Here is a 25,240-nt window from a genome sequence, read left to right as displayed (position 1 = left end):
ACTCCGTGTGCCCTTCCTCCGTGCTGGGCAGTACGTCCCGCTCGGTACGGGTACGTACCCCTATGTCCGCCGCTCCCGTCCTCGTCATCCGTCGTACAAGGAGGCCCATGCCCCGCGCTCCGCGCGCCGTGCCCACCTGGCTCGCCCACCCCCTGCGCTGGCAGCGGCTGCCCGTGCCCTGGGCCGCCGTGGTGCGCGGAGCCCTGTGCGCCGGCCCGCTGCTCGCCGCGGGCGTGGCCACCGGCCACCCGGCCGCCGGAGTGCTGGCCGGCCTCGGCTCCATGCTCGCGGGCGTCAACGACCGCCCCGGCACCCGCCGCCGCGGCGTCGTGCACATCGGCCTGCCCGCCCTCGCGTCGTCCCTCGGCATGCTGATGGGCGCCACGCTCCAGACCGTCGGCGCGGGCTGGTGGGTGGTCCCCGCACTGTTCGCCGTGGGCTTCGTCTCGGGCGCGGGCAGCGTCGCCGGACCGGTCCGGTCCAACGCGGGCATGCAGATGCTGGCCAGCACCATCCTCGGTGCGGGCATGCCGCTGTCCGGCGCGCCGTGGCTCAAGGCCCTCTACCTCCTCGCCGGCTGCCTGTGGCTGCTCCTGCTGCGCCTGGTGTTCCACCCGCCCCGCCCGGTCGGCGGCCCGCTCAGCGGTGAGCGGGCGGCCGTCGCCACCGTCTTCGACGCGCTCGCGGACGCGCTGGAAGCCGTCGGCGGACCCGGCGCCGAAGCGGCCCGCCGCCGCCTCACCGCCGCACTCGACCGGGCCGACGAAGCCCTGCGGCTGCGCCGCCTGCTGCGCCGCCGCCCCCGCGCGGACGAACGGCTGCTCGCCGAGCGGCTGGCCGCCGGCACCGCGCTGTGCGAGGCCAGCGTCGCGCTGCTGTGGGAGGCCCAGCCGCTGCCGGACCGGGTCGCCGAGGGCCCGCGCCGCTTCGCCGAAGCGCTGCGCACCGGCCGGCCGCCGGGCCGGCTCGCCGCTCCGGAGACCAGCTCCCCGGCGCGCGGCGCCTTCGACCGCGCCCTCCTGGACGCCGCGGTGGTCTTCGCCCGTACGGAACCGCTGGACACCGCCGGGGCCGACGGCGGGCCCGCGGCGATCTCCGGGGCCGTACCCGTGCGTACGGAGACGTCGGGGGAGACGGCGACGGATGGGCAGATCGAGACGCAGCCGGGGGACGGGGAGCGCGGGACCCCCGCCGCGGAACGTCCCGCGCCTGGCCGCCGCCCCTCCCTGCGCGACCGGGCGATCGCGCTGCTCGCCCCCCGTACCCGGCGCGGCCGGAGCCTCCTCGGGCCGGCCGGCCGCGACTACGGCCTGCGGGTCGGCCTGTGCATCGCCGTGAGCGCGGCGGTGGCCCTCGCGCTGCGCGCCGAGCACTGGTACTGGCTGCCCGCCACCGTCACCTTCCTGGTCAAGCCCGACCTGGGTCCGCTCTTCTCCCGTACGGTCAACCGCTTCGCCGGGACCGTCGCCGGCGTGCTGGTCTTCGCGGCGGCCGGGATGCTGCTGGACGGCTGGTGGTGGCCCGCGCTCATCGCCGGAGCGGGCGGCGCGCTGCTGCCGTTCGCCACCCGCCACTTCGCGCTGCAGACCGTCGCGATCACCCTGATGGTGCTGTCGTTCGTGCACGTCAGCGGCGACCCGCAGGCCGCGCTGGAGCGGATCGTGGACACCTCGGCCGCCTGCGGCATCGTGCTCGTCGTCGGCCACCTGCCGCGGCTCGCCGACCCGCGCCGCCGCGTCGGCCACCGGGTCACCGCCGCGCTGCGCGCCACCGGCGCGTACCTGGGCGAGGTGCTCAGGACCGAACCGGGGCACGACCGGGGCGAGCGGCTGGTCCTGCGCCGGGAGGCCTACCGGGCGCTCGGCGAGGCCCGCGCGGCGGCCGAGACCGCGGCCGCCGAACTGGTCGCGGCGCGCGGCCGCAACCCCGACTGGCTCACGGTCGTCACCGCCGCCGAACGCATCGTCGACGCGGCGACCGCCTGCGCCGTACGCCTCGACCACGGCGCCCGCCGCCCGACCCGGCAGGAGGCCCACCGGCTGTCCGAGGCGCTCACCGCGATGGCGGACGCGCTGGAGGACCCGGGCCGCCCCGGCCCGCCCGCACTCGCGGCGCAGATCCCGCCCGTACCGGGCTGCGCGACGCTCACGGACGTGGCCGCCGAGCTGGAACGGATGCGCGGCTTCGCGGGCGCGGCCTGAAGCGGTCAGCGGAGCCGCGAACGTCCGGTCTGAACCCACCCGCATCGGGTAGGCGTGCTGCCGACGGGCGCCGGTTCGGCTTCCGCCACCCGCTTGGCACGCCGGGCATGCCGACGCCGCCGGGCCGGTGCGCTACTGGAGGAGCCGGGCGGCACCGTCGCGGCGCCACCGAACCGTCGATTCCAGCGTGAAGCCGGGAGCCAGCATGGGTGACATGTCGAAGAACCGCCCCGAACGGGAGCGCAGGGCAGAGCGCGCGGCGCGGGAGAACGCCCCCGCCTCCCCGGACCGCAGTGCCGGGGAGGCCGCCGGCGTAGGGGAGAGCTACGTGTCGCAGGAGGGCGACCACTGGGTCAGCCACGTGGGGAAGCCGGAGACCGGGAAGCACCGCAAGGGCCCCGGCCCGGTACCGCGTACGGACACGCCCGAGTGAGCTGAACGGGCGGCCGGGACCGGCTCGAACCGGTCCCGGCCGCGCCGTGCTCAGCGTCCGCCGCGCTCCTTGCCCAGGAGGCCCGCCCGGCGCAGGGCGTCGGCCATGGCGCCGTTCGCCGGGGCCGCGTCCCGCGAGCCGCCGCGGCGCTCGGTGCCGCCCTGGCGCTGACGCGGGGTGCTGCCGCGCCGCTGCTGGCCCTCCCGGTCACCGCGCCGCCCCTCGCGCGGGGCGCCCTGGCGCTGTCCGCCGCCGTCCGCGCCGCCGCCCTTGCCGGGCTCGTCGTCCAGGCGCAGCGTCAGCGAGATCCGCTTGCGCGGGATGTCGACGTCCAGCACCTTGACGCGCACGATGTCGCCCGGCTTGACCACGTCGCGCGGGTCCTTGACGAAGGTCCTGGACATCGCGGAGACGTGCACCAGGCCGTCCTGGTGGACACCGACGTCCACGAACGCCCCGAAGGCGGCGACATTGGTCACCACGCCCTCCAGGAGCATCCCGGGCTCCAGGTCGCCGATCTTCTCCACGCCCTCCTTGAAGGTGGCCGTCTTGAAGACCGGGCGCGGGTCGCGGCCCGGCTTCTCCAGCTCCTGGAGGATGTCGGTGACGGTCGGCAGGCCGAAGGAGTCGTCCACGAAGTCGGCGGGCTTCAGCGAGCGCAGCACCGCCGTGTTGCCGATCAGCGAGGACACCTCGCCGCCCGCCGTCTTCACCATCCGGCGCACCACCGGGTACGCCTCCGGGTGCACGCTGGACGCGTCGAGCGGGTCCTCGCCGTCGCGGATGCGCAGGAAGCCCGCGCACTGCTCGTACGCCTTCGGGCCGAGCCGCGCCACGTCCTTGAGGGCCTTGCGGGCGCGGAACGGGCCGTTGGCGTCGCGGTGCGCGACGATGTTCTCGGCCAGCCCGGAGCTGATGCCGGACACCCGCGACAGCAGCGGCGCCGAGGCGGTGTTGACGTCCACACCGACACCGTTCACACAGTCCTCGACCACCGCGTCCAGCGAACGCGACAGCTTCACCTCGGACAGATCGTGCTGGTACTGACCGACGCCGATCGACTTGGGATCGATCTTGACCAGTTCGGCCAGCGGGTCCTGGAGGCGGCGCGCGATCGAGACGGCGCCGCGCAGCGACACGTCCAGCTCCGGCAGCTCCTGCGAGGCGAAGGCGGAGGCCGAGTACACCGAGGCGCCCGCCTCGGAGACCATCACCTTGGTCAGCTTCAGCTCGGGCTGCGCCGCGATCAGATCGGCGGCCAGCTTGTCCGTCTCACGGGACGCGGTGCCGTTGCCGATGGCGATCAGCTCGACGTCGTGCTCCCGGGCCAGCCGCGCCAGTGTGGCCAGCGACTGGTCCCACTTCTGCTGCGGCACGTGCGGGTAGATCGTCTCCGTCGCCGCCACCTTGCCGGTCGCGTCCACGACGGCGACCTTCACGCCCGTACGGAAACCGGGGTCCAGGCCCATCGTGGCGCGGGTGCCGGCGGGCGCCGCCAGCAGCAGGTCGCGCAGGTTGGACGCGAAGACCCGTACCGCCTCGTCCTCGGCGGCCTGCCGCAGCCGCAGCCGCAGATCGATGCCGAGGTGCACCAGGACGCGGGTGCGCCAGGCCCAGCGCACGGTGTCCTTGAGCCACTTGTCGGCCGGCCGGCCGCGGTCGGTGATGCCGAACTTGTGGGCGATGGCCTGCTCGTACGCCGTGGTGCCCTCCACCGGCTCGGTCTCCGGCTCCAGCGCCAGGTCGAGGATCTCCTCCTTCTCGCCGCGCAGCATCGCCAGGACGCGGTGCGACGGCAGCGCGGTGAACGGCTCCGCGAAGTCGAAGTAGTCGGCGAACTTGGCGCCCGCCTCCTCCTTGCCCTCACGCACCTTCGCGGCGACCTGCCCGCGCGACCACATGCGTTCCCGCAGCTCGCCGATGAGGTCGGCGTCCTCACTGAACCTTTCGGTGAGGATGGCCCGCGCGCCCTCCAGGGCGGCGGCCGGGTCGGCGACGCCCTTGTCCGCGTCCACGAACGCGGCAGCGGCGGCCGTGGGCTCCACCGACGGGTCGCTCAGCAGGCCGTCCGCCAGCGGCTCCAGGCCCGCCTCGCGCGCGATCTGCGCCTTGGTGCGCCGCTTGGGCTTGTACGGCAGGTAGATGTCCTCCAGCCGGGCCTTGGACTCGGCGCCCCGGATCTGCGCCTCCAGCGCGGCGTCCAGCTTGCCCTGCGACCGTACGGACTCCAGGATCGCGGTCCGCCGCTCCTCCAGCTCCCGCAGGTAGCGCAGCCGTTCCTCCAACGCGCGCAACTGCGCGTCGTCGAGCATTTCGGTCGCTTCCTTGCGGTACCGGGCGATGAAGGGCACGGTCGAGCCGCCGTCGAGCAGCTCGACCGCGGCCTTCACCTGCCGCTCCTTGACGCCGAGCTCGTCGGCGATCCTCGCTTCGATGGATCCGATGGTCCCGGACGCCCCGTTGGCCTCGGTGGATGCCGTCACGTTGTTTCCTGCCCCGCCTTCCAGCGTTTGCTTGAGCCTGCATTGTGCAGGTTGGCGGGCTTCACTGTCGCGCGACCCGGGCCGCCGCGGCGAGGTGTGAGAAGCCGCACGCGCGGGGTGGCGGCCCGTACGGGACGTGGGGATACGCACGGGACGGGCGGGGCGGGACGTACCGCGCACCGGGGGCCGGCGGGCGGCCGGGACGGGCTCGGTGTCCGGGCGTGTCAGCGTGTGCGCCGGCGGCCCCCGGCCGTCGGTCAGCCGTCGGTGCGGCGCAGCACCAGACTGACGAATCCCCAGCTTTCCCGGTAGACGCGCAGCCACTCCGTGCGGTGGGCACCGGCCGCCGCCAGTGCCTCGGTCCGGTCGGGGCCCTCCGGCTGGTCCAGCGCCCACGAGGCCAGCGATCCGCTCCAGGACCACTCGTAGTCGTCCAGCTCCCGGCGGCTGCTGACGTGTCCGTAAACGGGGGTCCACCCGGCGGCGGTGACGCGTTCCAGAGTGGTCGGCAGGTCGGCGAAGTCCCCGAGCATCTCGACGGCCTCCGGGGACGGCGTACGGTCCCAGAATCCGTCACCGACCAGGACCCGGCCGCCGGGGGCCAGGTGTTGCCGCGCCGCGGCCAGCGTGGGGAGCAGGCCGCCGAAGGCGTGCGCGGCCCCGACGCTGAGCACCAGGCCGAACGGGTGCGGGGAGCGGAAGTCCGCGGCGTCCACGTGGTGCAGCACGAGGCGGTCCGCGACGCCCTGCGCGGCGGCGGCCGTACGGGCGTGGGCCAGGGATTCCGTGGAGACGTCCACACCCTCGGCGCGCAGCCCCGGATGCCGGGCCAGCGCGCGCAGCAGCCATTCCCCGCCCCCGCACCCGAGATCGAGCACCCGCTCGTCGCCGCGCGGCAGGGCGTGTTCCAGCAACTGCCGCACCGCGTCGCCGTCGAGCGGCGCCGCGATCGGGTGGTCGGTGTGGGCGATCCGGGAGATCCGTTGACGGTCCATCGGCGCAGCCTGGCAGCGGCGGCCCGTCCCGTGCACCTGGATATCCGTGCGCGGGATGCCGTACGGATCCCTGGCCGGCGGGCCAACTGGCGTACGGTTCCCGCGCGTCGGCCCGGACGGCTCCGCCTGCGGCTCAGGCCCTCAGCGCTTGCCGAGGAGTTCCTTCGGGAACGCGCCCGCCGCCACCGCGGCCTGCGTGAAGCCGGTGGCCAGCTCGGTGAGCCGGGCGACGTCCGCCGCGCCCAGGTGCTCGTACGGTGCCAGGTCCAGCCGGTCCGTGGTGTCCTCCAGGTCCGCGCGCAGCTTGGTGCCCGCCTCGGTCAGCGCGCCCGCCGCGTCCAGGATGCCGCGCTCGCGCAGCCCCTCCTCGGCGGCCTCCCACTGCTCCAGTGACCAGCCGCGGGTCGCCAGGAGCCACGAGCGGTCCGCGCCGCGGTCGGTGGCGGTGTGGGTGACCAGCGCCTCCAAGCCGTTCAGCCCGGCCTCCAGCAGCGCGACCAGGTGGCCGTCGCCCCGGTGCTCGCGCAGCAGCGTCGCCGCGTGCCAGTAGGCGAGGTGCGGGGCCTCGGGGACCGGGAGGTCGGCGTGCGCGGCGTACAGCGGACGGGCGTGCCGGGTGCAGCCCTCGGTGGCGCGCAGCGCCAGCCGGGCCGCCTCGGCCATCTCCGGCGACTCCACCACGGCGTCGCCGAGCAGCCGCCGCAGCGTGCTGTCGACCGCCCGCAGCCGCGCGGCCAGCACCTCGGCGGGCGGCACGACCGACCAGACCTGCGGTATGTGGCGGGCGACCAGGTCGTACGCGAAGTTGTAGAAGGTCGCGGTGACGGTGCCGGGGCCCACCGCGCCCAGGGCCGCGGCCCGGCTCGCGAAGTAGGCGGCGGCGCGGTCCTCGACGCCGACGGCCGCGAGTTCGGCCGGCAGGTCCGGCGAGAAGTAGACGGTCGAGTGCAGCGGGTTGACGACGTGGTGACAGCGCCGGCCGGCGCGCTCGGGAGCGAGGTCGTGGAGGTCATGCCCGCAGGTTACCGACCCGTTGGTATGGAAGGGAGGGCAGGCCCGCGGCACGCCGGTCCGGGGCCGCTTCCCACGGCCGCCGATGGCCGTAAAGGTGGGTTATTCGTCATTGCCGCCATCGCCGCACCCGCCCAGGATGGGCGCCATGGAACAGCGCGACGTGCTGGTCGTCCTCTTCGAGGGCGTACAGAGCCTCGATGTCACCGGCCCCCTGGAGGTCTTCACGGGAGCCGCCCTGCGAGCGCCCGGCGCGTACCCGGTCCGTACCGCCTCCCTCGACGGCGCCCCGGTGCGTACGTCCAGCGGACTGACTGTGACCCCCGACCTCCGGCTGTCCGACGCCGCACCGCCGCACACCCTCCTCGTGCCCGGCGGCCGGGGCACCCGGGCGCCCGACCCCCGGCTCGTCGACTGGCTGCGTACGAACGCCCCGCAGGCGCGGCGCAAGATGGCGGTATGCACCGGAGCGTTCCTGTTCGCCGCTGCCGGGCTGCTCGACGGGCGCCGGGCGACCACCCACTGGACCCGCTGCGACGCGCTCGCCGCGGGCTTCCCGGCCGTACGGGTCGACCCGGAGCCGATCTACGTACGGGACGGCGACGTGGCCACCTCGGCGGGCGTCACGGCCGGCATCGACCTCGCGCTGGCGCTGGTGGAGGAGGACCTCGGGCGCGACCTCGCCCTGGACATCGCCCGCCACCTGGTCGTCTTTCTGCGCAGGCCCGGCAACCAGACGCAGTTCAGCGCCCAGCTCGCCGCCCAGACAGCGGACCGGCGCCCGCTGCGCGACGTACAGCAGTGGATCACCGAGAACCCGGCGGCCGACCTGTCCGTCGAGACGCTCGCCGACCGCGCGGGCCTGTCGCCCCGGCACTTCGCCCGCGCCTTCCGCGCCGAGGTCGGCATGACGCCCGGCCGCTACGTCGACCGGGTACGGCTGGAGGCCGCCCGGCGCCTCCTGGAGGACACCGCCGACGGCGTCGAGGGCATCTCCCGCCGCTGCGGCTACGGCACTCCGGAGGCGATGCGCCGCGCGTTCACCCGCACGCTGGGCGCCGCTCCCGCCGAATACCGCCGCCGCTTCCGGCCCGCCTCGCCGCCACCGTTCGGCTGACCGGCCCGGCCGCTGGCCGCCGAGGCCCGCGCCGCACCGGAAGGTCCCGTACCGAAAGGCCCCCACATGCAGATCGCCATCCTCCTCTACGACCGCTTCACCGCCCTCGACGCCGTCGGCCCGTACGACACCCTCAGCCGCATCCCGGGCGCCGAGACCGTCCTCGTCGCCGAGCGCACCGGAGAACACCGCAACGACACCGGCACCCTCGCCCTGACCGCCGACGCGGCCCTGTACGACGTCACCGCCCCGGACGTGCTCGTCGTGCCCGGCGGCCCCGGCCAGGCCGCGCTGATGGACGACGGCCCGCTGCACGACTGGATCCGCGCCGTCGACACCCGCACCACCTGGACCACCTCCGTCTGCACCGGATCGCTGATCCTCGCCGCCACCGGGCTCCTCAAGGGCCGCCGCGCCACCTCCCACTGGCTCGCGCTGGACCAACTTCCGTCCCACGGCGTCGAACCGACCGGCGAACGCGTCGTCTTCGACGGCAAGTACGTGACCGCCGCCGGTGTGTCCTCCGGCATCGACATGGGCCTCGCGCTGGCGGGCCGGATCGCCGGCGACACCCGCGCGCAGACCATCCAGCTCGGCATCGAGTACGACCCGCAGCCGCCGTACGAGGCGGGCTCGCCGGAGAAGGCCCCGGCCGAGGTCACGGCGGCGATGCGGGCCCGCAGCCGGTTCGTCCTGGAAGGCTGACGGCCGGGCCGTACCCCTCAGGGAGCCTCCGGCCCGCCGCCCTCCAGCTCCTCCTGCCACAGCAGTTCCGTCAGCCGGCCGATCCCCGCCGCCAGATGACGCCGGTACGTCGTCATCGGCAGCCGCAGCAGCTCAGCGGCGCGCGCCTGGGTACCGGCCGGGCGCAGATACGTGTGGTGCAGCGCCCGGAACGCCCGGCGGTCCGGCGGCGACTCCTCCAGCGCTGCCGCCGCCGCGCGGATCGCGTCCCGCAGCGCCGCCACCCGCTCCCGCGCGCCCGTCCCGTCCACCGCGTCCGCCGCGCACCGCCCGGCCACCAGCCGCGTCTCCAGCAGCGGCGAGTCCCGCAGCCCGTCCGGGCGCGCGAACTCGCGCAGCGCGTCCCGTACGGCCGCCGCGAACACCTCCCGGTCCAGCACCCGCAAGGGGCCGGACGGCGCGGGCGGGGCCACGGCGAACGGGTCCTCGGCCCGCTCCCGCTCGGTCAGCATCGCCAGCCACGCCAGCCCCGGCACCCGCCGCCAGTCGTGCACGAACATCCCGAACCGGTGCCCGCCGGACGTGAAGTCCGCCGCGGGCAGCCGGGCGAAGTCCACGTACGCGCAGCCCGGCTCCCAGAATTCCGGGTCGGCGAACGGCAGCAGCGTCACGGCGGGCTGGCGGCCGGTGAGGTAGTGGTGGGTCAGCCGCAGCGTGATCAGGGTCTGCACGGGGGAGACGGCCTGGTACTCGTCGCGGCTCATCCAGAACCGGACCAGCAACGCCGTCTCGTCGCCGCGCAGTTCACCGTACGCGTCCAGCCAGCCGCAGGCGGCCCGTACCGCCGGGTCGTCCGGCCCGCCCGGCGGGGGCGCGCCGCCCAGCTCGATCAGCGTGTAGAAGCCCGCCGCCACCCCGTCCGGACCGCGCACGGTGTACGTCTCGGCCTCCGGACGCCGTGACCACTCGTGCACCAGCCGCGCCGCCTCGATCCCCTCGTGGATCGCGGCGACCGTGCACGCCTCCACCAGCTCGCCCCCGGTGACCGGCCCCGGCGAGACGGTCAGCCGGTCCAGCCGGGCCGCGCCCGCCGCCCCCGCGCCACCGGCTCCAGCAGCGGACCGACGACCGGGCTGTCCCGGTGCAGGTACGCGAAGTCCGCGAGCACCGCCCGCTGCCGCCCCCGGTCGTCCTCCCGGGTGAACAGCCGCTGGTAGTACGCGCTGGCCCGGCGGTGCAGCGCCGCCCTGCGCTCCGGGTCGCGCCAGCGCAGCTCCGCGTCCAGCGCGTCCCGCACGAGATCGTGCGGATGCACCCCGCGCGCCCCGCTCTCCACGGCGGACAGCCCGCACAGCCAGTCGAAGTACGGCCGGGCGTCGGGCACGTCCAGCAGCGCGGCCAGCAGCGGCTCGGTCGTCGAGAGCACCTGCGAGGACGCCTCCAGCGCCGTCCGGTGCAGCGGCGTGGGCACCGCTTCCAGCAGGCTGGCCAGCAGCGCCCGGACCACCTGCGGCGACGGCTCGGGCCCGGCCGCCTCGCCGCCGAGCGCGGCGACGTCCGCCACCAGCGCGAGCGCCAGCGGGTGCCCGCGGGTGAAGGCCAGCCCCTGCTCCTGCACGGCGGGCGGCACCCCGCGCCGGGTGAGCAGCTCCCGGCTGTCCGCCTCGTCCAGCGGACCGAGCGGCAGCAGCCGCAGCAGCCCCTGCCAGGCCGGGTCCAGACGCCACGACAGCGGCGGCGCCGTCCGGCAGGCCAGCGCGACCAGCGCGTCGGCGGGCAGCCGGGGCAGCAGCTCGCGGTGCACGGTCTCGCGCGTGGCCCGCGCGTCGTCCAGGCCGTCGATCAGCAGCACCAGATCGGGCCGGTCCGGAATGCGCTCCGCCAGTTCCTCCTCGAAGGAGCGCACCCCGGACGCCTCCAGTTGGACGACGGTCCGCCCGGCGCGCCGGGCGATCTGCGCGAAGTGGTGCAGCAGCGTGGTCTTCCCGATGCCGCCGGGGCCGTGCACGTACACCACCGCGCCGCGTCCGGCGGCCAGCAGCTCGCGGAAGGCCGTGGTCTCACCACGGCGGCCGACGAAGCCCTCTTCGCGCGCCGTCGCGAGCCGGTCGCCCAACCGGTCGGACACCCGACAAGTATGTCGCCGGGGTGGCCGGAACGGACCCGTATCGGACAGGAAACGGACAGCGGCCGGGCTGCCATCCGGTCGGTTCCCGCCCGTAGCTTCCTGGTGTCGGTCCATCCGGCGACTCAGGGGGGCGAAGCAAGATGAACCGCAGGATCACCGCTGTCATGGGGACGGTGTGCGCCGGGGCCGCGGCCGCGGGGCTGGCCCTGTCGGCCGCCGGTCCGGCCGCCGCCGCGCAGTTCTACGGCGGGACGCTGCGTCCGGGGGAGCAGCGTTGCGTGCAGCAGTCCGCCCAGCACACCGTACGGGCGGACGGCAAGGCCACCGGCCAGGGCGCGAAGTTCAAGCTCCAGTACCAGGGCGCGACCGTACCGGGCACCGGCTCGCCCGGCCTGGTCACCGCCTACGGCGCGGAACTGCGCGACACCTGGGCCGGCTGGCCGGGCGCCGGCGACTACACCGCCTGCGTCACCAACAACGGCACGGCCGACACGAACGTGCGTCTGACGCTCAAGACGGACGGCGAGGTGGGATGACCCGTCTCCCCGTGGCCCGTATCACCGAGCCGTCCAGGTGAAACGCGGCGTCCGGCGTTCGAGGAAAGCGGCGACACCCTCCGCGGTGTCGCCGCTTTCACCTGCCTGCGCCTCCCAGTGGGCCACCCGCTCCGCGTCGGCGGGACCGTCCGCGAACTCCTTCGCCGCGGCCTGCGTCAGTTGCGACCGGCTCGCCAGTACGGCGGTGAAGTCCGCCACCCGCTTGTCCAGCCCGCCCTCGGGCAGCACCTCGTCCAGCAGCCCGGTCCGCAGCGCCCGCGCACAGTCGATCAACTCGCCCGAGAACAGCAGGTACTTGGCGGCCGACGGGCCCACCAGACGCACCAGCCGCCGGGTCGCGGACGCCGGGTAGACGATCCCCAGCTTCGCGGGCGTCACCCCGAACAGGGCACCCTCCTCCGCGAACCGCAGGTCGCACGCGGCCGCCAGTTGACAGCCGCCACCCACGCAGTACCCGCGTATCGCCGCCAGCGTCGGCTTCGGGAACGCCGCGAGCGCCTCCTCCGCAGCCGTCGCCAGCCCCTTCTCCGCCCCCGCCGACCCGCGCAGCGACCCGATGTCCGCGCCGGCGCAGAACGTGCCGCCCGCCCCGGTCAGCACCAGCACCCGCACGGCACGGTCCGCCGCCAGCCGCTCCAGCAGCGGCGGCACCTCCCGCCACATCTCCGTCGTCATGGCGTTGCGCTTGGCGGGGTGGCTGAGGGTGACGGTCGCTGTGCCGCCGCTGACGTTCGTGACGATGCCCGGTTCCATGCCCCGGATATTAGAGCGACGGCCTGGTCACGGGCCCGATACGATCAGCGGTCTGATGTCTGCCACCGCCGCCACCCTCGTCGCCAAGTCCCTCGCCGCCGGCCACGGCGAGCGCGTCCTGTTCTCCGGCCTCGACCTGGTGGTCGCGCCCGGGGACGTGATCGGCCTGGTCGGCGCCAACGGCGCCGGCAAGTCCACCCTGCTGCGCCTGCTGGCCGGGCTGGACACCCCGGAGGAGGGCGGGCTGAGCCTCAGCCCGCCCACCGCCACCGTCGGCCACCTCCCGCAGGAGCCGGACCGGAACGGTGGGGGCACCTCCCAGACGGAGTCTGGGGGAGAGTCCGTACGCGCCTTCCTCGGCCGCCGTACCGGCGTCACGGCCGCCCAGGCCGCCCTGGACGCCGCCACCGAGGCGCTGGTCGAGGAACGGCCGGGCGCCGACGACGCGTACGCCACCGCCCTGGAGCGCTGGCTCTCGCTCGGCGCCGCCGACCTCGACGAACGCGCCGCGGAGACGGCCGCCCAGCTCGGCCTCGCGGTCGGCCTCGACCAGCCGATGACGTCCCTGTCCGGCGGCCAGGCCGCCCGCGCCTCCCTCGCCTCGCTGCTGCTCTCCCGCTACGACGTCTTCCTGCTGGACGAGCCCACCAACGACCTCGACCTGGACGGCCTGGCCCGGCTCGAGGAGTTCGTCACCGGCCTGCGCGCCGGCACGGTCCTGGTCAGCCACGACCGCGAGTTCCTGACCCGCACGGTCAGCCGCGTCGTCGAACTGGACCTCACGCAGCAGCAGGTCAACACCTACGGCGGCGGCTACGCCGCGTACCTGGAGGAGCGCGAGTGGGCCCGGCGCCACGCCCGCGAGGAGTACGAGGAGTACGCGGACACCAGGGCGTCCCTCGAAGCGCGCGCCCACACCCAGCGCAGTTGGATGGAGAAGGGCGTCAAGAACGCCCGGCGCAAGGCCACCGACAACGACAAGATCGGCCGCAAGTTCCGCACCGAGTCCACCGAGAAGCAGGCCGCCAAGGCCAAGCAGACCCAGCGCATGATCGAGCGCCTGGAGGTGGTCGAGGAGCCGCGCAAGGAGTGGGAACTGCGCATGGAGATCGCCGCCGCGCCCCGCGCGGGCGCGGTCGTGGCCACCCTGCGCGGCGCCGAGGTGCGGCGCGGGGACTTCCGCTTCGGCCCGGTGGACCTCCAGATCGACTGGGCCGACCGGGTCGCCGTCACCGGCCCCAACGGCTCCGGCAAGTCCACCCTGCTCGCCGCCCTGCTGGGCCGGCTGCCGCTGGACGCCGGACACGCCGCCCTCGGCCCCGGAGTCGTCGTCGGCGAGGTCGACCAGGCCCGCGGCGCCTTCCTCGGCGACGAGCCGCTGGCGGAGGCGTTCCGTACGGCCGTACCGGAGATGTCCCCGGCCGACGTACGGACCCTGCTCGCCAAGTTCGGGCTCAAGGCGGCCCACGTACTGCGCCCCGCCTCGACGCTCTCCCCGGGCGAGCGGACCCGCGCCGCCCTCGCCCTCCTCCAGGGCCGCGGCGTCAACCTGCTGGTCCTGGACGAGCCGACCAACCACCTCGACCTGCCGGCGATCGAACAACTGGAGTCCGCGCTCGCCTCCTACCGGGGCACGCTGCTGCTGGTCACCCACGACCGCCGGATGCTGGAGGCGGTGGACACCGGCCGGCGCATCGAGGTCGAGGCCGGGCGGATCACGGAACGCGTCCGCTGAGCGGCCCCGCCGCGCCCGGCAGGGCCGTCCCGCCCGGCGATTTGGCGTACGGCCCCGGCGCCCCGTAGTGTGGTGTTCACCGACGCGGGGTGGAGCAGCTCGGTAGCTCGCTGGGCTCATAACCCAGAGGTCGCAGGTTCAAATCCTGTCCCCGCTACTTCCGCAGCAGGCCCGGTGCTTTCCGTAAGCACCGGGCCTGCTGTCGTGCGTGCGCTGCCATCCGGCCCTGAACGGGGTATACCGGGACAAAGGCATCCATGAGGAGGACCGCGATGCTCGGCAGAAGCAGATCCTCGAAGACCTCGGCAGCGACGGCGCCGCCGGGGACACAGGCGGCCGGTGAGCTGAAGCGCAGCTTCGGCCTGCTGGCGGTGCTCGGGGCGATCCTGGTGGTCGCCGGTCTGGTGGGCCTCGTCTACGTCGGTTTCGCGACGCTCACCTCGATGCTGCTCTTCGGCTGGCTGCTGCTGATCGGCGGCGTGGTCGGGCTGCTGCACGCGATCCAGTCGCGCGGCACCAGCTTCTTCTGGCTCGCGGTGATCGTGGCGGCCCTGAACATCGCCGCGGGAGTGGTCGTCATCCGGGAGCCGGAGGTGGCCGCGGCGGGGCTGACGATGTTCGCGGCGCTGCTGTTCCTCACCGGGGGCGTCTTCCGGCTCGCCGGCGGCGTGGTCGTACGGGGGCCGCAGTTCGGCTGGACGCTGGTGCAGGGGGCCTTCGGCATCCTGCTGGGCGTGCTGGTGCTCGGCGACTGGCCGCACAGCAGCCGGTACGTGATCGGCTGCTTCTTCTCCCTCGCGCTGCTCTTCGACGGGCTGGGGCTGATCGCGATGGGCGTCGGGGGGCGGCGGATCGTCGGTATGGTGGCGGGCGGCCGCGGCCCGCGGACGGGCGCACCGGACGCCACCGGGCGCCCACCGGCCTCGTCCGGCAATCCTTGAACAGGAAACAAAAAGGTCAGGATCAGTCGCAGGTCTGATCACCGATTACGGATTCGGTCAGAAGGCGTCGATAGAAGCTGACTTGTGTTCAGCGGGCCGGTCCTGACCTGCTCACAACCAACACTCGGAGGGTGAGGACGCCTTCCGGCCCCCCGGCCGAACCCCCGAGGAGCTGACCGCCGCGCGCGCGTACGAAGGAGTCTGGCGCTTCACCGCACCGGCACTGGAGTCGTCGGTGCCCCAGGCACGCCACGCGGTCCGGGACCTGCTCGCCCGGCAGCGCGTGCCGGCGGCCGGGGAGGTCATGGACGCCCTGCTGCTGATCGTCTCCGAACTGGTCACCAACGCCGTGCAGCACGCCGCGCTGCTCTCCCCCGAGATCACCGTCGAGATCACGGTCGGCGCCGACTGGATCCGGGCCGCCGTCGAGGACGACCACCCGTACCGCCCCAAGGCCCTGGAGGCGGGCGAGGGCGACATCGGCGGGCGCGGACTGTGGCTGGTCAAGATGCTCACCGCCGAGGCGGGCGGCAAGTGCGACGTCGAGCACACGGCGAGCGGCGGCAAGGCGGTCTGGGCCGAACTGCCGCTCGCCCCGCAGACGGGCGGGCCTACCAGCCCGCCGACGGCCCGGTGAGCTCCCGTACGGCGGGCCTGGCCGCGTCCAGCACGGTCATGAACCACGCCGAGAACGGCGCCTGCCCGTGCCGCTCGGCCAGCTCCTGAGGCGTCACGAACGCGATCTCGCCGACCTCCTCGGGGTCCGGCTCCGGCGCGGCCTGCACCAGTCCCACGAACAGGTGGTTGTACTCCTGCTCGACCAGCCCGGACTCCGGGTCCGGGTGGTTGTAGCGGACCGTACCGGCCTCGCCGAGCAGCGCCGGGGCGACCCCCAGCTCCTCGGCGGTGCGCCGGGCCGCCGCGGCGAACGGCGTCTCACCGGGGTACGGATGGCCGCAGCAGGTGTTGGACCAGACGCCGGGGGAGTGGTACTTGCCCAGGGCCCGGCGCTGGAGCAGCAGCCGCCCCCGGTCGTCGAAGAGGAAGACCGAGAATGCCCGGTGCAGCAGGCCGGGCGGCTGATGGGCGGCGAGCTTCTCCTCGGTGCCGATCGTCGTGCCGTTCTCGTCGACCAGCTCCAGCAAGATCGGTTCGGCGGTGCCGTCCGGCGGGGTCACCGCCGTGGTCCCGGCGGTCTGTCCGTTGGCAGGTGTGATCGGCATGCCCATCCTTGTCGTCGGTCTCCTCGCCGCTCAAGTCTGCCCTAGCCGCGCCCGCATCATGGGCACAGTTGCGCCTCGTGCGCCGCCAGGCCGCCCGGCTCGAGCTGGAACGTGCAGTGCCCGACGTCGAAGTGCCCGCCCAGGCAGCCGCGCAGCGCGCGCAGCATCTTCTCCTGACCCTCGGTGTCCAGTACGTCCGGGGCGACGACCACGTGCGCCGAGAGCACCGGCATCCCGGACGTGATCGTCCAGGCGTGCAGATCGTGGACGTCCTCGACGCCCGGCAGCGCCAGCAGATGCGCCCGCACCTCGGTCATGTCCACTCCCTTGGGCGCGGACTCCAGCAGTACGTCCAGGGACTCGCGGAAGAGCTTCCAGGTACGCGGCACGATCATCAGCCCGATCACGATGGACGCGACCGGGTCGGCCGCCGCCCAGCCCGTGACGGTGACCAGCAGGGCCGCCACGACGACCGCCACCGACCCCAGCGCGTCCGCCGCCACCTCCAGGAAGGCACCGCGCACATTGAGGCTGTCGCGCTGCCCGCGCATCAGCAGGGCCAGCGACACCAGGTTCGCCACCAGGCCGACGGCGCCGAAGACCATGGTCGTACCGCCCTCGATCCCGACCGGCTCGAAGAACCGCGGCACCGCCGTGACCAGCACGTACCCGCCCACCCCGAACAGCAGCAGGGCATTGGCCACCGCCGCGAGGATCTCGGCGCGGGCCAGACCGAAGGTGCGCTGCGGCGACGGCGGCCGGTTCGCGAAGCGGATCGCGATCAGCGCCATCGTCAGCCCGACCACGTCCGTGGCCATGTGCCCCGCGTCGGCGAGCAGCGCCAGCGAACCGGTGACCACGCTGCCGATGACCTCGGCAACCATGACGGCCGAGGTCAGCACCAGCGCCCCACGCAGCCGCCCGCGATACGCAGCGGCCGCCGTACCGGCCCCCGCACCGCCCGCCACCGACCCGCCGAACCCGTGATCGTGCCCTGCGCCCATGCCGTACGCCTCCGTCCGAACTGCCGCCACCACACCGCGCCGGCCGAAGCCGCCGGCACCAGCAGTGAACTACGGGTGGGGGGTATGTGGCAACGCGAAGCTGAACACCGTTGTCATGCGCTGACCTGCGGTTATGCGGGGGCGGGGCGGCGGGGGAGGGGGTGCGGACGCCCCGCCCGCCGGGCGTGGCGGACGCCCCACCCGCCGGGCGTGCGCTTCCCGTCGGCCACCGCTGGGTAAGCCCCCGGTGGGGTACGTGGTGCTCCGCCTGTAGGCGCTTCGCCCGACGCCGAAACCCGTTCCGCCGGGACGCGCCCCGCCTCGCCCGGGCCCGCTCCGTCATGTCCCCGCTCCGCTCGCCCCGCCCGCCCGGCGCGTGCTTCCCGGCCGCCTCCGCTGGGTAAGCCCCCGGTGGGGGTACGTGGTGCTCCGCCTGTAGGCGCTTCACCCGACGCCGAAACCCGCCCCGCCGGGGCTCATCCCGCCTCGCCCGGCCCCGCCCCGCCCCGCTCACCCCACCCACCCGGCTTTCCCGCCACCCGGCATTCCCCCCACCCCGTGCCCCACCCCACCCGCCCGGCATTCCCCCCACATGTGGCCAGATGTGGCATAACCGGCGCGATGTCCGGGGCGCGGCCGGGCGTCAGTTGTTCCTGGGTGCGTTGATCCACCATGATGATCGCGGCAGGCGCAGCCTGCGGTCACTCGATCGTGCGGTGAATGCGCGGTGAACGGCCGCATCCGGCGATCCGATAGCCTCTGCCGACGTGCCCACCCGCCCCCTGGGGGCCCAGGTGTGCCACGCCCGCTGCCCGGGTAGTTCGTATCGAATGCGGACCGACCGGCGCGGCCTCGCCAGCTTCCAAGGAGTGAGTTCGTCTGTCGACCGCCATCCTCACCGGTCCGCCGGTCGCCGGGTCGCCGCTCGAAGCCGCCCTGCGCTCGCTGGGTTTCGACGTCCGTACGGCGGACGGTGCCGCGGCCGTGGCCGACGCGCTCGCCGCGGTTCCGGCCGATGAACGCGTCGCCGTGGTCGACCCCCGGTTCGTGGGCCACCTGCACAGCCTCCGGCTGGCGCTGACCGACCCGCGCTTCCCGGCCGCCGCGGTGCCGGGTGCCGTCACCGCGCAGCCCGAGGCGCGCGCCGCGCTCCAGCAGGCCGCCGCCGCGGTGCCCGCCGGGCCCGGCACCCGTTACCGCGTGGACGTCCTGCCGGACGCGCTCGCCGAGACCATGGAGGCCGGAGACGCCGCGTTGCAGCGCGTCGAGCTGGGCAGCCTGGTCGCCGCCGTCCCGCTGACGCCAGCGGAGCGCGCCACGGCCGAGGAGGCCGTCGCCGCCGTCGACGACGAGGCCGTACGGCTGCGTACCGCCGTCAAGGCCCGTGACGGGTTCTTCACCACCTTCTGCATCAGCCCGTACTCCCGCTACATCGCCCGCTGGTGCGCGCGCCGCGGCCTGACCCCCAACCAGGTCACCACGGCGTCGCTGCTCACCGCGGTGGTCGCGGCGGGCTGCGCGGCCACCGGCAGCCGCGGCGGGTTCATCGCCGCCGGCCTGCTCCTGATCTTCTCCTTCGTCCTGGACTGCACCGACGGGCAGCTCGCCCGCTACTCGCTCCAGTACTCGACGATGGGCGCCTGGCTCGACGCGACCTTCGACCGGGCGAAGGAGTACGCGTACTACGCGGGTCTCGCGCTCGGTGCGGCGCGTGGTGGCGACGACGTGTGGGCGCTGGCTCTGGGGGCCATGGTGCTCCAGACCTGCCGGCATGTTGTCGACTTCTCCTTCAACGAGGCGAACCACGACGCCACCGGCAACACCAGCCCCACCGCGGCCCTGTCCGACCGGCTCGACAGCGTCGGCTGGACGGTCTGGGTACGCCGGATGATCGTGCTGCCCATCGGCGAACGCTGGGCCATGATCGCCCTGCTGACCGCCTGCACCACCCCGCGCATCGTCTTCTACGCGCTGCTCGTCGGCTGCGCCCTGGCCGCCTGCTACACCACGGCGGGCCGGGTGCTGCGCTCGCTGACGCGGCGCGCCCGCCGTACCGACCGGGCGGCGGCCGCACTCGCCGACCTCGCGGACTCCGGCCCGCTCGCCGAGCTGGTGGCCAAGGGCCCGGCGGCGGGCGGCCCGGTGACCGCTCCGGTCATGGCGTTCGCGGGCGTGGCCTTCCTCATGGCGCAGTTGACGTGGAGCGACGCCGGAAGCTGGTGGCCGGTGCTCGGCGCCGCCGTGTACGCGGCCTTCGCCGGTGGCGCCGTCGCCCGCCCCCTCAAGGGCCCGCTCGACTGGCTCGTACCGCCGCTCTTCCGGGTGGGCGAGTACGTAGCCATCCTGGTCGTGGCGGCCCGCTCGGACGCCGACCAGGCGCTGCCCGCGGCGTTCGGCCTAGTCGCGGCGGTCGCCTACCATCACTACGACACCGTCTACCGCATCCGCGTCGGCACGGGGGCCCCGCCGCGCCGGCTGGTGCGGGCGGCCGGCGGGCACGAGGGGCGCACGTTGCTCGTTGTCCTCCTGGCGGCTCTGCTGCACGGCTCAGGTTTCACAATCGCGCTGACGGTCCTGGCACTGGTTTTGGCGCTGCTGGTGCTCGTGGAGAGCATCCGCTTCTGGGTGTCCTCCGGAGCACCCGCCGTACACGATGAAGGAGAACCCGCATGATCGGCCTCGTGCTGGCCGCCGGCGCCGGACGGCGTCTGCGTCCCTACACCGACACTCTGCCCAAGGCCCTGGTGCCGGTGGACGGTGACACGACCATCCTGGACCTGACGCTCGGCAACTTCGCCGAGATCGGCCTGACCGAGGTCGCGATCATCGTCGGCTACCGCAAGGAGGCCGTGTACGAGCGCAAGGCGGCGCTGGAGGCCAAGTACGGCCTCAAGCTCACGCTCATCGACAACGACAAGGCCGAGGAGTGGAACAACGCCTACTCCCTGTGGTGCGGTCGGGACGCGATCAAGCACGACGTGATCCTCGCCAACGGTGACACCGTGCACCCGGTCTCCGTCGAGCGCACGCTGCTGGCCGCCCGCGGCGACGGCAAGAAGATCATCCTCGCGCTGGACACGGTCAAGAACCTGGCCGACGAGGAGATGAAGGTCGTCGTGGACCCGGACAAGGGCGTCCAGAAGATCACCAAGCTGATGGACCCCGCCGAGGCCACCGGTGAGTACATCGGCGTCACCCTCATCGAGGGCTCGGCCGCCGAGGAGCTCGCGGACGCGCTGAAGACCACCTTCGAGCGCGACCCCGACCTGTACTACGAGGACGGCTACCAGGAGCTGGTCAACCGCGGCTTCCAGGTGGACGTGGCGCCCATCGGCGAGGTCGCGTGGGTCGAGATCGACAACCACGACGACCTCGCGAAGGGCCGTGAGATCGCATGCCGGTACTGACCCGCCTCATTCCGTCCCCGGTCGTCGTCGACATCAGCGCCGGCGCACTGGACGACCTGGCGGGCCTGCTGGCCGATCAGCGCATCTCCGCGTCCGGGAAGCTCGCCGTCGCGATCAGCGGCGGTTCGGGCGCCCGGCTGCGGGAGCGGCTGGCCCCCGCGCTGCCCGGCGCCGACTGGTACGAGGTCGGCGGCGGCACGCTGGACGACGCGATCAAGCTCGGCGACGCCATGAAGAAGGGCCACTACGACGCGGTGGTGGGCCTCGGCGGCGGCAAGATCATCGACTGTGCGAAGTACGCGGCGGCCCGTATCGGCCTGCCGCTGGTCGCCGTCGCGACGAACCTGTCGCACGACGGCCTGTGCTCGCCGGTGGCCACCCTCGACAACGACGCGGGCCGCGGCTCCTACGGCGTGCCCAACCCGATCGCCGTGGTGATCGACCTCGACGTCATCCGGGAGGCCCCGGTCCGCTTCGTCCGGTCCGGGATCGGCGACGCCATCTCCAACATCTCCGCCGTCGCGGACTGGGAGCTGTCGCACCGCGAGACCGGCGAGGACATCGACGGGCTGGCCGCCGCCATGGCACGCCAGGCCGGCGAGGCCGTGCTGCGCCACCCCGGCGGCGTCGGCGACGACGGCTTCCTCCAGGTGCTGGCCGAGGGCCTGGTCCTCACCGGCATCTCGATGTCGGTGGCCGGCGACAGCCGTCCGGCCTCCGGCGCCTGCCACGAGATCAACCACGCCTTCGACCTCCTCTACCCCAAGCGGGCGGCGAGCCACGGCGAGCAGTGCGGCCTCGGCGCCGCCTTCGCCACGCACCTGCGCGGGGACAAGGAGACCTGCGGGCTGATGATCGAGGTGCTGCGGCGGCACGGCCTGCCGGTGACGCCCGGCGAGATCGGCTTCAGCGACGAAGAGTTCGTCGAGGCCGTCGCCTACGCGCCGCGGACCCGCCCCGGCCGCTACACGATCCTCGAACACCTCGACCTGTCCACCGACCAGATCAGGGACGCATACGCCGACTATGCACAAGCCGTCCGTAGCTGAACTCCGCCCGGTCGTGCACCCCGCGGGTGTCAAGGACCGACGCAGCGGTGAGCACTGGGCCGGTCGCCTCTACATGCGGGAAATCTCGCTGCGCTGCGACCGGTACCTGGTGAACACCAGGATCACGCCGAACCAGCTCACCTATGTGATGACCCTCTGCGGTGTCCTCGCGGCCCCGGCCCTGCTGGTGCCGGGGATCTGGGGGCCGTCCTCGGGGTGGTGATGGTCCAGCTCTACCTGCTGCTCGACTGCGTCGACGGCGAGGTGGCCCGCTGGAAGAAGCAGTTCTCGCTCGGCGGGGTCTACCTGGACCGGGTCGGTGCCTACCTCACCGACGCCGCCGTACTGGTCGGCTTCGGACTGCGTGCCGCCGACCTGTGGGGCTCCGGGCGGATCGACTGGCTGTGGGCCTTCCTGGGCACCCTGGCCGCCCTCGGCGCGATCCTGATCAAGGCCGAGACCGACCTGGTCGGCGTCGCCCGCCACCAGGGCGGACTGCCGCCGGTCAAGGAGGCCGCGTCCGAGCCGCGCTCGTCCGGCATGGCGCTGGCCCGCAAGGCCGCCGCCGCGCTCAAGTTCCACCGGCTGATCCTCGGCATCGAGGCGTCGCTGGTGATCCTGCTCCTGGCGGTCGTGGACGCGGTACGGGGCGACCTGTTCTTCTCGCGGCTCGGCGTCGCGGTGATGGCCGGTATCGCGCTCCTCCAGACGCTGCTCCACCTGGTGTCCATCCTCGCCTCCAGCAGGCTCAAGTGACGGGGGCGCGCGAGATGAAGGTCGGCGCCGTCGTCCTGACCATGGGCAACCGCCCCGAGGAGCTGCGCGCCCTGCTCGACTCGGTCGCCAAGCAGCACGGCGACCCGATCGAGGTCGTGGTCGTCGGCAACGGTTCGCCGCTGCCGGCGCTGCCCGAGGGCGTACGGACCGTGGAGCTGCCGGAGAACGTCGGCATCCCCGCCGGGCGCAACGTCGGCATCGAGGCGTTCGGCCCGGGCGGCAGCGAGGTGGACGTGCTGCTGTTCCTGGACGACGACGGGCTGCTGGAGCGGGCGGACACGGCCGAGCTGTGCCGTGAGGCGTTCGCCCGCGACAAGAAGCTGGGCATCATCAGCTTCCGTATCGCGGACCCGGAGACGGGGGAGACCCAGCGCCGGCACGTGCCGCGGCTGCGGGCCTCCGACCCGCTGCGGTCCTCCCGGGTCACCACCTTCCTGGGCGGCGCCAACGCGGTCCGTACGAAGGTCTTCGAGGAGGTCGGCGGGCTGCCCGACGACTTCTTCTACGCCCATGAGGAGACCGATCTGGCCTGGCGGGCCCTGGACGCGGGCTGGATGATCGACTACCGCGCGGACATGGTGCTGCTGCACCCCACGCACGCCCCCAGCCGGCACGCGGTCTACCACCGTATGGTGGCCCGCAACCGGGTCTGGCTGGCCCGCCGTAACCTTCCGGCTCCGCTGGTTCCGGTCTATCTCGGTGTCTGGTTCCTGCTCACCCTGGCCCGGCGGCCCTCGCGGCCCGCGCTCCGTGCCTGGCTGGGCGGCTTCAAGGAGGGCTGGGCCACGTCCGGTGGTCCCCGGCGCCCCATGAAGTGGCGTACCGTGTGGCGACTGACCCGGCTGGGCCGCCCTCCCGTCATCTGACAAGCTCGGATCTGAGAGCATCAGGCGCGAACCCGGGGCACGGCCCCGGCAGCGCACCTTGAGGACGAAAGTGTCAACAGTGAGCGAGACTACGCACGACAGTGCGGTCGCCATGAGTGCCCCGCCATCATCCGACGACGGGCTGTCCCGTGCCGAGCTGGCCCGCAAGTACGGGCTCACGCAGAGCGGGGCGCGGCCCAGCCTGCCGGAGTACGTCCGGCAGCTTTGGGACCGGCGGCACTTCATCCGCGCCTTCTCCAGCGCGAAGCTGACCGCGCAGTACAGCCAGGCGAAGCTGGGCCAGGTGTGGCAGGTGGTGACGCCCCTGCTGAACGCGCTCGTCTACTACCTCATCTTCGGCCTGCTGATCGGCACCAGCCGCGGTGTCGCGGACTACGTGCCCTTCCTGGTCACCGGCGTCTTCATCTTCACCTTCACGCAGAGCTCGGTGATGGCCGGCACCCGCGCGGTCTCCGGCAACCTGGGCCTGGTGCGCGCCCTGCACTTCCCGCGCGCCTGCCTGCCCATCTCGTTCTGCCTGATGCAGCTACAGCAGCTCCTGTTCTCGATGGGCGTGCTGGTCCTCATCCTGCTGGGCTACGGACAGGTGCCCACCTGGTCCTGGCTGCTGGCGATCCCGGCGCTGGTGCTCCAGTTCGTCTTCAACACCGGACTGGCCATGGTCATGGCCCGGCTGGGCAGCAAGACGCCGGACCTGGCGCAGCTCATGCCGTTCATCATGCGGACGTGGATGTACGCGTCCGGCGTGATGTTCAGCATCGACCAGATCCTCAAGGAGAAGAAGATCCCGGGCTTCGTGCACGTCCTGCTGGACTGCAACCCGGCCGTGGTCTTCATCGACCTGATGCGGTTCGCGCTGATCGACAGCTTCACCTCCGACAAGCTGCCCCCGCACGTGTGGCCGCTGGCCGTCGGCTGGGCGCTGGTGATGGGCGTCGTCGGCTTCGTGTACTTCTGGAAGGCTGAGGAGCGGTACGGCCGTGGCTGAGCAAGAGGACGCCGTACAGACGGCGGACGGGAACCGCGTCCCCACCGTGATCGCGGACGACCTGCACATCGTGTACCGGGTGTACGGCACCGGAGCGGGCAAGGGCAGCGCCACCGCGGCCCTGAACCGCATCATCCGCCGCAAGCCCTCCGGTGGGGTGCGTGAGGTGCACGCGGTCAAGGGCGTCAGCTTCACCGCCTACCGCGGCGAGTCGATCGGCCTGATCGGCTCGAACGGCTCCGGCAAGTCGACGCTGCTCAAGGCCGTCGCCGGCCTGCTGCCCGCGGAGCGCGGCCGGGTCTACTCGCACGGCCAGCCGTCGCTGCTGGGCGTGAACGCGGCCCTGATGAACGACCTGACCGGCGAGAAGAACGTGGTGCTCGGCGGCCTGGCGATGGGCATGTCCCGCGAGCAGGTGCGCGAGCGCTACCAGGGGATCGTCGACTTCTCCGGCATCAACGAGAAGGGCGACTTCATCTCGCTGCCGATGCGGACGTACTCGTCCGGCATGGCGGCCCGGCTGCGCTTCTCCATCGCGGCGGCCAAGGACCACGACGTCCTGATGATCGACGAGGCGCTGGCCACGGGTGACCGGGCGTTCCAGAAGCGCTCCGAGGCCCGCATCCGCGAGCTGCGCAAGGAGGCCGGTACGGTCTTCCTGGTCAGCCACAACAACAAGTCGATCAGGGACACCTGCGACCGGGTGCTGTGGCTGGAGCGGGGCGAGCTGCTGATGGACGGCCCGACCGACGAGGTGATCAAGGCGTACGAGAAGGAGTCGGGCAAGTAGCCCGCCCGGCGCCGCACGGCCCCCGCGAGTCCGGCTCGCGGGGGCCGTTGATCGTCGCGGGTCGGCCGCGGAAGGTC

Annotated in this window: 22 protein-coding genes, 1 tRNA gene and 1 pseudogene; 16 read left to right on the top strand and 8 right to left on the bottom strand. The window is 73.6% G+C overall.

The genetic code is table 11. The features are described 5' to 3' along the window. Nucleotides 1-107: 107 nt before the first annotated feature. Together EJG53_RS05910 and EJG53_RS05905 are read left to right on the top strand one after the other, a co-directional pair. Nucleotides 108-2,201 carry an FUSC family protein gene (locus EJG53_RS05910; RefSeq protein ID WP_125043954.1) on the top strand — a complete coding sequence of 698 codons (2,094 nt, stop codon included), beginning with the start codon at nt 108-110 and terminating at the stop codon, nt 2,199-2,201. A gap of 214 nt (nt 2,202-2,415) precedes the next feature. Next, nucleotides 2,416-2,634, top strand: a complete 219-nt coding sequence (locus EJG53_RS05905) for a hypothetical protein (RefSeq protein ID WP_125043953.1) — start codon at nt 2,416-2,418, stop codon at nt 2,632-2,634. Nucleotides 2,635-2,684: 50 nt separating this feature from the next. Here the strand turns inward: EJG53_RS05905 and EJG53_RS05900 are convergent, their stop codons facing one another. The 3 genes from EJG53_RS05900 to EJG53_RS05890 all read right to left on the bottom strand — a co-directional run bounded on the left by EJG53_RS05900 (nt 2,685) and on the right by EJG53_RS05890 (nt 7,063). Next, nucleotides 2,685-5,117 carry a Tex family protein gene (locus EJG53_RS05900; RefSeq protein WP_125043952.1) on the bottom strand — a complete coding sequence of 811 codons (2,433 nt, stop codon included), beginning with the start codon at nt 5,115-5,117 and terminating at the stop codon, nt 2,685-2,687. A gap of 257 nt (nt 5,118-5,374) precedes the next feature. Next, nucleotides 5,375-6,112, bottom strand: a complete 738-nt coding sequence (locus EJG53_RS05895; RefSeq protein ID WP_125043951.1) for an SAM-dependent methyltransferase — start codon at nt 6,110-6,112, stop codon at nt 5,375-5,377. Nucleotides 6,113-6,253: 141 nt separating this feature from the next. Next, nucleotides 6,254-7,063, bottom strand: coding sequence for an SCO6745 family protein (locus EJG53_RS05890; protein WP_125049183.1), 810 nt, complete (start codon nt 7,061-7,063; stop codon nt 6,254-6,256). Nucleotides 7,064-7,271: 208 nt separating this feature from the next. Here EJG53_RS05890 and EJG53_RS05885 point away from each other — a divergent pair, with 208 nt between their 5' ends. Together EJG53_RS05885 and EJG53_RS05880 are read left to right on the top strand one after the other, a co-directional pair. Next, nucleotides 7,272-8,240, top strand: coding sequence for a GlxA family transcriptional regulator (locus tag EJG53_RS05885; protein ID WP_125043950.1), 969 nt, complete (start codon nt 7,272-7,274; stop codon nt 8,238-8,240). A 66-nt stretch (nt 8,241-8,306) separates the two neighbouring features. Then, nucleotides 8,307-8,945, top strand: a complete 639-nt coding sequence (locus EJG53_RS05880) for a DJ-1/PfpI family protein (protein ID WP_125043949.1) — start codon at nt 8,307-8,309, stop codon at nt 8,943-8,945. Between the two features lie 17 nt (nt 8,946-8,962). Here EJG53_RS05880 and EJG53_RS05875 read toward each other — a convergent pair whose 3' ends face one another. Further along, complete coding sequence (locus EJG53_RS05875; RefSeq protein ID WP_125043948.1) at nt 8,963-9,952, bottom strand: hypothetical protein; 990 nt, start codon at nt 9,950-9,952, stop codon at nt 8,963-8,965. A 35-nt stretch (nt 9,953-9,987) separates the two neighbouring features. Then, nucleotides 9,988-11,052, bottom strand: coding sequence for an ATP-binding protein (locus EJG53_RS43260; protein WP_167515062.1), 1,065 nt, complete (start codon nt 11,050-11,052; stop codon nt 9,988-9,990). Nucleotides 11,053-11,192: 140 nt separating this feature from the next. Here EJG53_RS43260 and EJG53_RS05865 point away from each other — a divergent pair, with 140 nt between their 5' ends. Then, nucleotides 11,193-11,588: a hypothetical protein gene (locus tag EJG53_RS05865; RefSeq protein WP_125043946.1), complete on the top strand. Its 396-nt coding sequence runs from the start codon at nt 11,193-11,195 to the stop codon at nt 11,586-11,588. Nucleotides 11,589-11,609: 21 nt separating this feature from the next. On the opposite strand, the gene EJG53_RS05860 is transcribed toward EJG53_RS05865, so the two are convergent. Beyond that, a complete protein-coding gene (locus EJG53_RS05860) occupies nt 11,610-12,362 on the bottom strand; it encodes an enoyl-CoA hydratase/isomerase family protein (RefSeq protein WP_125043945.1) in 753 nt (250 codons plus the stop codon). A gap of 55 nt (nt 12,363-12,417) precedes the next feature. On the opposite strand from EJG53_RS05860, the gene EJG53_RS05855 reads away from it, so the two are divergent. From EJG53_RS05855 to EJG53_RS05840, 4 genes are all read left to right on the top strand, one after another. Continuing rightward, a complete protein-coding gene (locus tag EJG53_RS05855; protein ID WP_125043944.1) occupies nt 12,418-14,097 on the top strand; it encodes an ABC-F family ATP-binding cassette domain-containing protein in 1,680 nt (559 codons plus the stop codon). A gap of 83 nt (nt 14,098-14,180) precedes the next feature. After that, nucleotides 14,181-14,254 (top strand) — tRNA-Met (locus EJG53_RS05850). Between the two features lie 115 nt (nt 14,255-14,369). Then, the gene (locus EJG53_RS05845; RefSeq protein WP_125043943.1) at nt 14,370-15,038 is read left to right on the top strand and encodes an HdeD family acid-resistance protein; all 669 of its coding nucleotides are present in this window, start codon (nt 14,370-14,372) and stop codon (nt 15,036-15,038) included. 235 nt (nt 15,039-15,273) lie between these two features. Then, nucleotides 15,274-15,675, top strand: coding sequence for an ATP-binding protein (locus EJG53_RS05840; protein ID WP_371858660.1), 402 nt, complete (start codon nt 15,274-15,276; stop codon nt 15,673-15,675). On the opposite strand, the gene idi is transcribed toward EJG53_RS05840, so the two are convergent. Together idi and EJG53_RS05830 are read right to left on the bottom strand one after the other, a co-directional pair. Further along, entirely contained in the window at nt 15,650-16,261 is a 612-nt protein-coding gene (gene idi / locus EJG53_RS05835; RefSeq protein ID WP_125043941.1) for an isopentenyl-diphosphate Delta-isomerase, read from the bottom strand. The genes EJG53_RS05840 and idi overlap by 26 nt on opposite strands. A 56-nt stretch (nt 16,262-16,317) precedes the next feature. After that, on the bottom strand, nt 16,318-17,265 hold the full coding sequence (locus tag EJG53_RS05830; RefSeq protein ID WP_125043940.1) for a cation diffusion facilitator family transporter: 948 nt from the start codon (nt 17,263-17,265) through the stop codon (nt 16,318-16,320). 879 nt (nt 17,266-18,144) lie between these two features. Here EJG53_RS05830 and EJG53_RS05825 point away from each other — a divergent pair. The 7 genes and pseudogenes from EJG53_RS05825 to EJG53_RS05795 all read left to right on the top strand — a co-directional run bounded on the left by EJG53_RS05825 (nt 18,145) and on the right by EJG53_RS05795 (nt 25,163). Beyond that, nucleotides 18,145-19,938 (top strand): DUF5941 domain-containing protein, encoded by a 1,794-nt coding sequence (locus EJG53_RS05825; protein WP_125043939.1) that lies wholly within the window; start codon nt 18,145-18,147, stop codon nt 19,936-19,938. Then, the gene (locus EJG53_RS05820; protein WP_125043938.1) at nt 19,935-20,672 is read left to right on the top strand and encodes a phosphocholine cytidylyltransferase family protein; all 738 of its coding nucleotides are present in this window, start codon (nt 19,935-19,937) and stop codon (nt 20,670-20,672) included. Before EJG53_RS05825 ends, EJG53_RS05820 begins: the two co-directional genes overlap by 4 nt. Then, nucleotides 20,660-21,721, top strand: coding sequence for an iron-containing alcohol dehydrogenase family protein (locus EJG53_RS05815; RefSeq protein WP_031012712.1), 1,062 nt, complete (start codon nt 20,660-20,662; stop codon nt 21,719-21,721). The genes EJG53_RS05820 and EJG53_RS05815 overlap by 13 nt, the downstream gene beginning before the upstream one ends. A gap of 73 nt (nt 21,722-21,794) precedes the next feature. Beyond that, nucleotides 21,795-22,477: pseudogene (locus tag EJG53_RS05810) on the top strand (CDP-alcohol phosphatidyltransferase family protein). Between the two features lie 14 nt (nt 22,478-22,491). Beyond that, nucleotides 22,492-23,364: a glycosyltransferase family 2 protein gene (locus EJG53_RS05805; RefSeq protein WP_125049182.1), complete on the top strand. Its 873-nt coding sequence runs from the start codon at nt 22,492-22,494 to the stop codon at nt 23,362-23,364. A 79-nt stretch (nt 23,365-23,443) separates the two neighbouring features. Further along, nucleotides 23,444-24,373 (top strand): ABC transporter permease, encoded by a 930-nt coding sequence (locus EJG53_RS05800; RefSeq protein ID WP_125043937.1) that lies wholly within the window; start codon nt 23,444-23,446, stop codon nt 24,371-24,373. Next, a complete protein-coding gene (locus EJG53_RS05795; protein ID WP_030023851.1) occupies nt 24,366-25,163 on the top strand; it encodes an ABC transporter ATP-binding protein in 798 nt (265 codons plus the stop codon). The genes EJG53_RS05800 and EJG53_RS05795 overlap by 8 nt, the downstream gene beginning before the upstream one ends. Nucleotides 25,164-25,240 lie beyond the last annotated feature (77 nt).

The sequence above is a fragment of the Streptomyces chrestomyceticus JCM 4735 genome, assembly GCF_003865135.1.
Taxonomy (GTDB): Bacteria; Actinomycetota; Actinomycetes; order Streptomycetales; family Streptomycetaceae; genus Streptomyces; species Streptomyces chrestomyceticus.
Note: the sequence above shows the minus strand (reverse complement) of the source record. Positions and strands in the feature narration are given on the sequence as shown.

Coding starts and splice junctions, on each gene's coding strand:
- EJG53_RS05895 (WP_125043951.1), bottom strand. CDS start 6,112: ATGGACCGTCAACGGATCTCCCGGATCGCCCACACCGACCACCCGATC.
- EJG53_RS05830 (WP_125043940.1), bottom strand. CDS start 17,265: ATGGGCGCAGGGCACGATCACGGGTTCGGCGGGTCGGTGGCGGGCGGT.
- EJG53_RS05855 (WP_125043944.1), top strand. CDS start 12,418: ATGTCTGCCACCGCCGCCACCCTCGTCGCCAAGTCCCTCGCCGCCGGC.
- EJG53_RS05820 (WP_125043938.1), top strand. CDS start 19,935: ATGATCGGCCTCGTGCTGGCCGCCGGCGCCGGACGGCGTCTGCGTCCC.
- EJG53_RS05910 (WP_125043954.1), top strand. CDS start 108: ATGCCCCGCGCTCCGCGCGCCGTGCCCACCTGGCTCGCCCACCCCCTG.
- EJG53_RS05845 (WP_125043943.1), top strand. CDS start 14,370: ATGCTCGGCAGAAGCAGATCCTCGAAGACCTCGGCAGCGACGGCGCCG.
- EJG53_RS05880 (WP_125043949.1), top strand. CDS start 8,307: ATGCAGATCGCCATCCTCCTCTACGACCGCTTCACCGCCCTCGACGCC.
- EJG53_RS05865 (WP_125043946.1), top strand. CDS start 11,193: ATGAACCGCAGGATCACCGCTGTCATGGGGACGGTGTGCGCCGGGGCC.
- idi (WP_125043941.1), bottom strand. CDS start 16,261: ATGCCGATCACACCTGCCAACGGACAGACCGCCGGGACCACGGCGGTG.
- EJG53_RS05860 (WP_125043945.1), bottom strand. CDS start 12,362: ATGGAACCGGGCATCGTCACGAACGTCAGCGGCGGCACAGCGACCGTC.
- EJG53_RS05815 (WP_031012712.1), top strand. CDS start 20,660: ATGCCGGTACTGACCCGCCTCATTCCGTCCCCGGTCGTCGTCGACATC.
- EJG53_RS05805 (WP_125049182.1), top strand. CDS start 22,492: ATGAAGGTCGGCGCCGTCGTCCTGACCATGGGCAACCGCCCCGAGGAG.
- EJG53_RS05905 (WP_125043953.1), top strand. CDS start 2,416: ATGTCGAAGAACCGCCCCGAACGGGAGCGCAGGGCAGAGCGCGCGGCG.
- EJG53_RS05885 (WP_125043950.1), top strand. CDS start 7,272: ATGGAACAGCGCGACGTGCTGGTCGTCCTCTTCGAGGGCGTACAGAGC.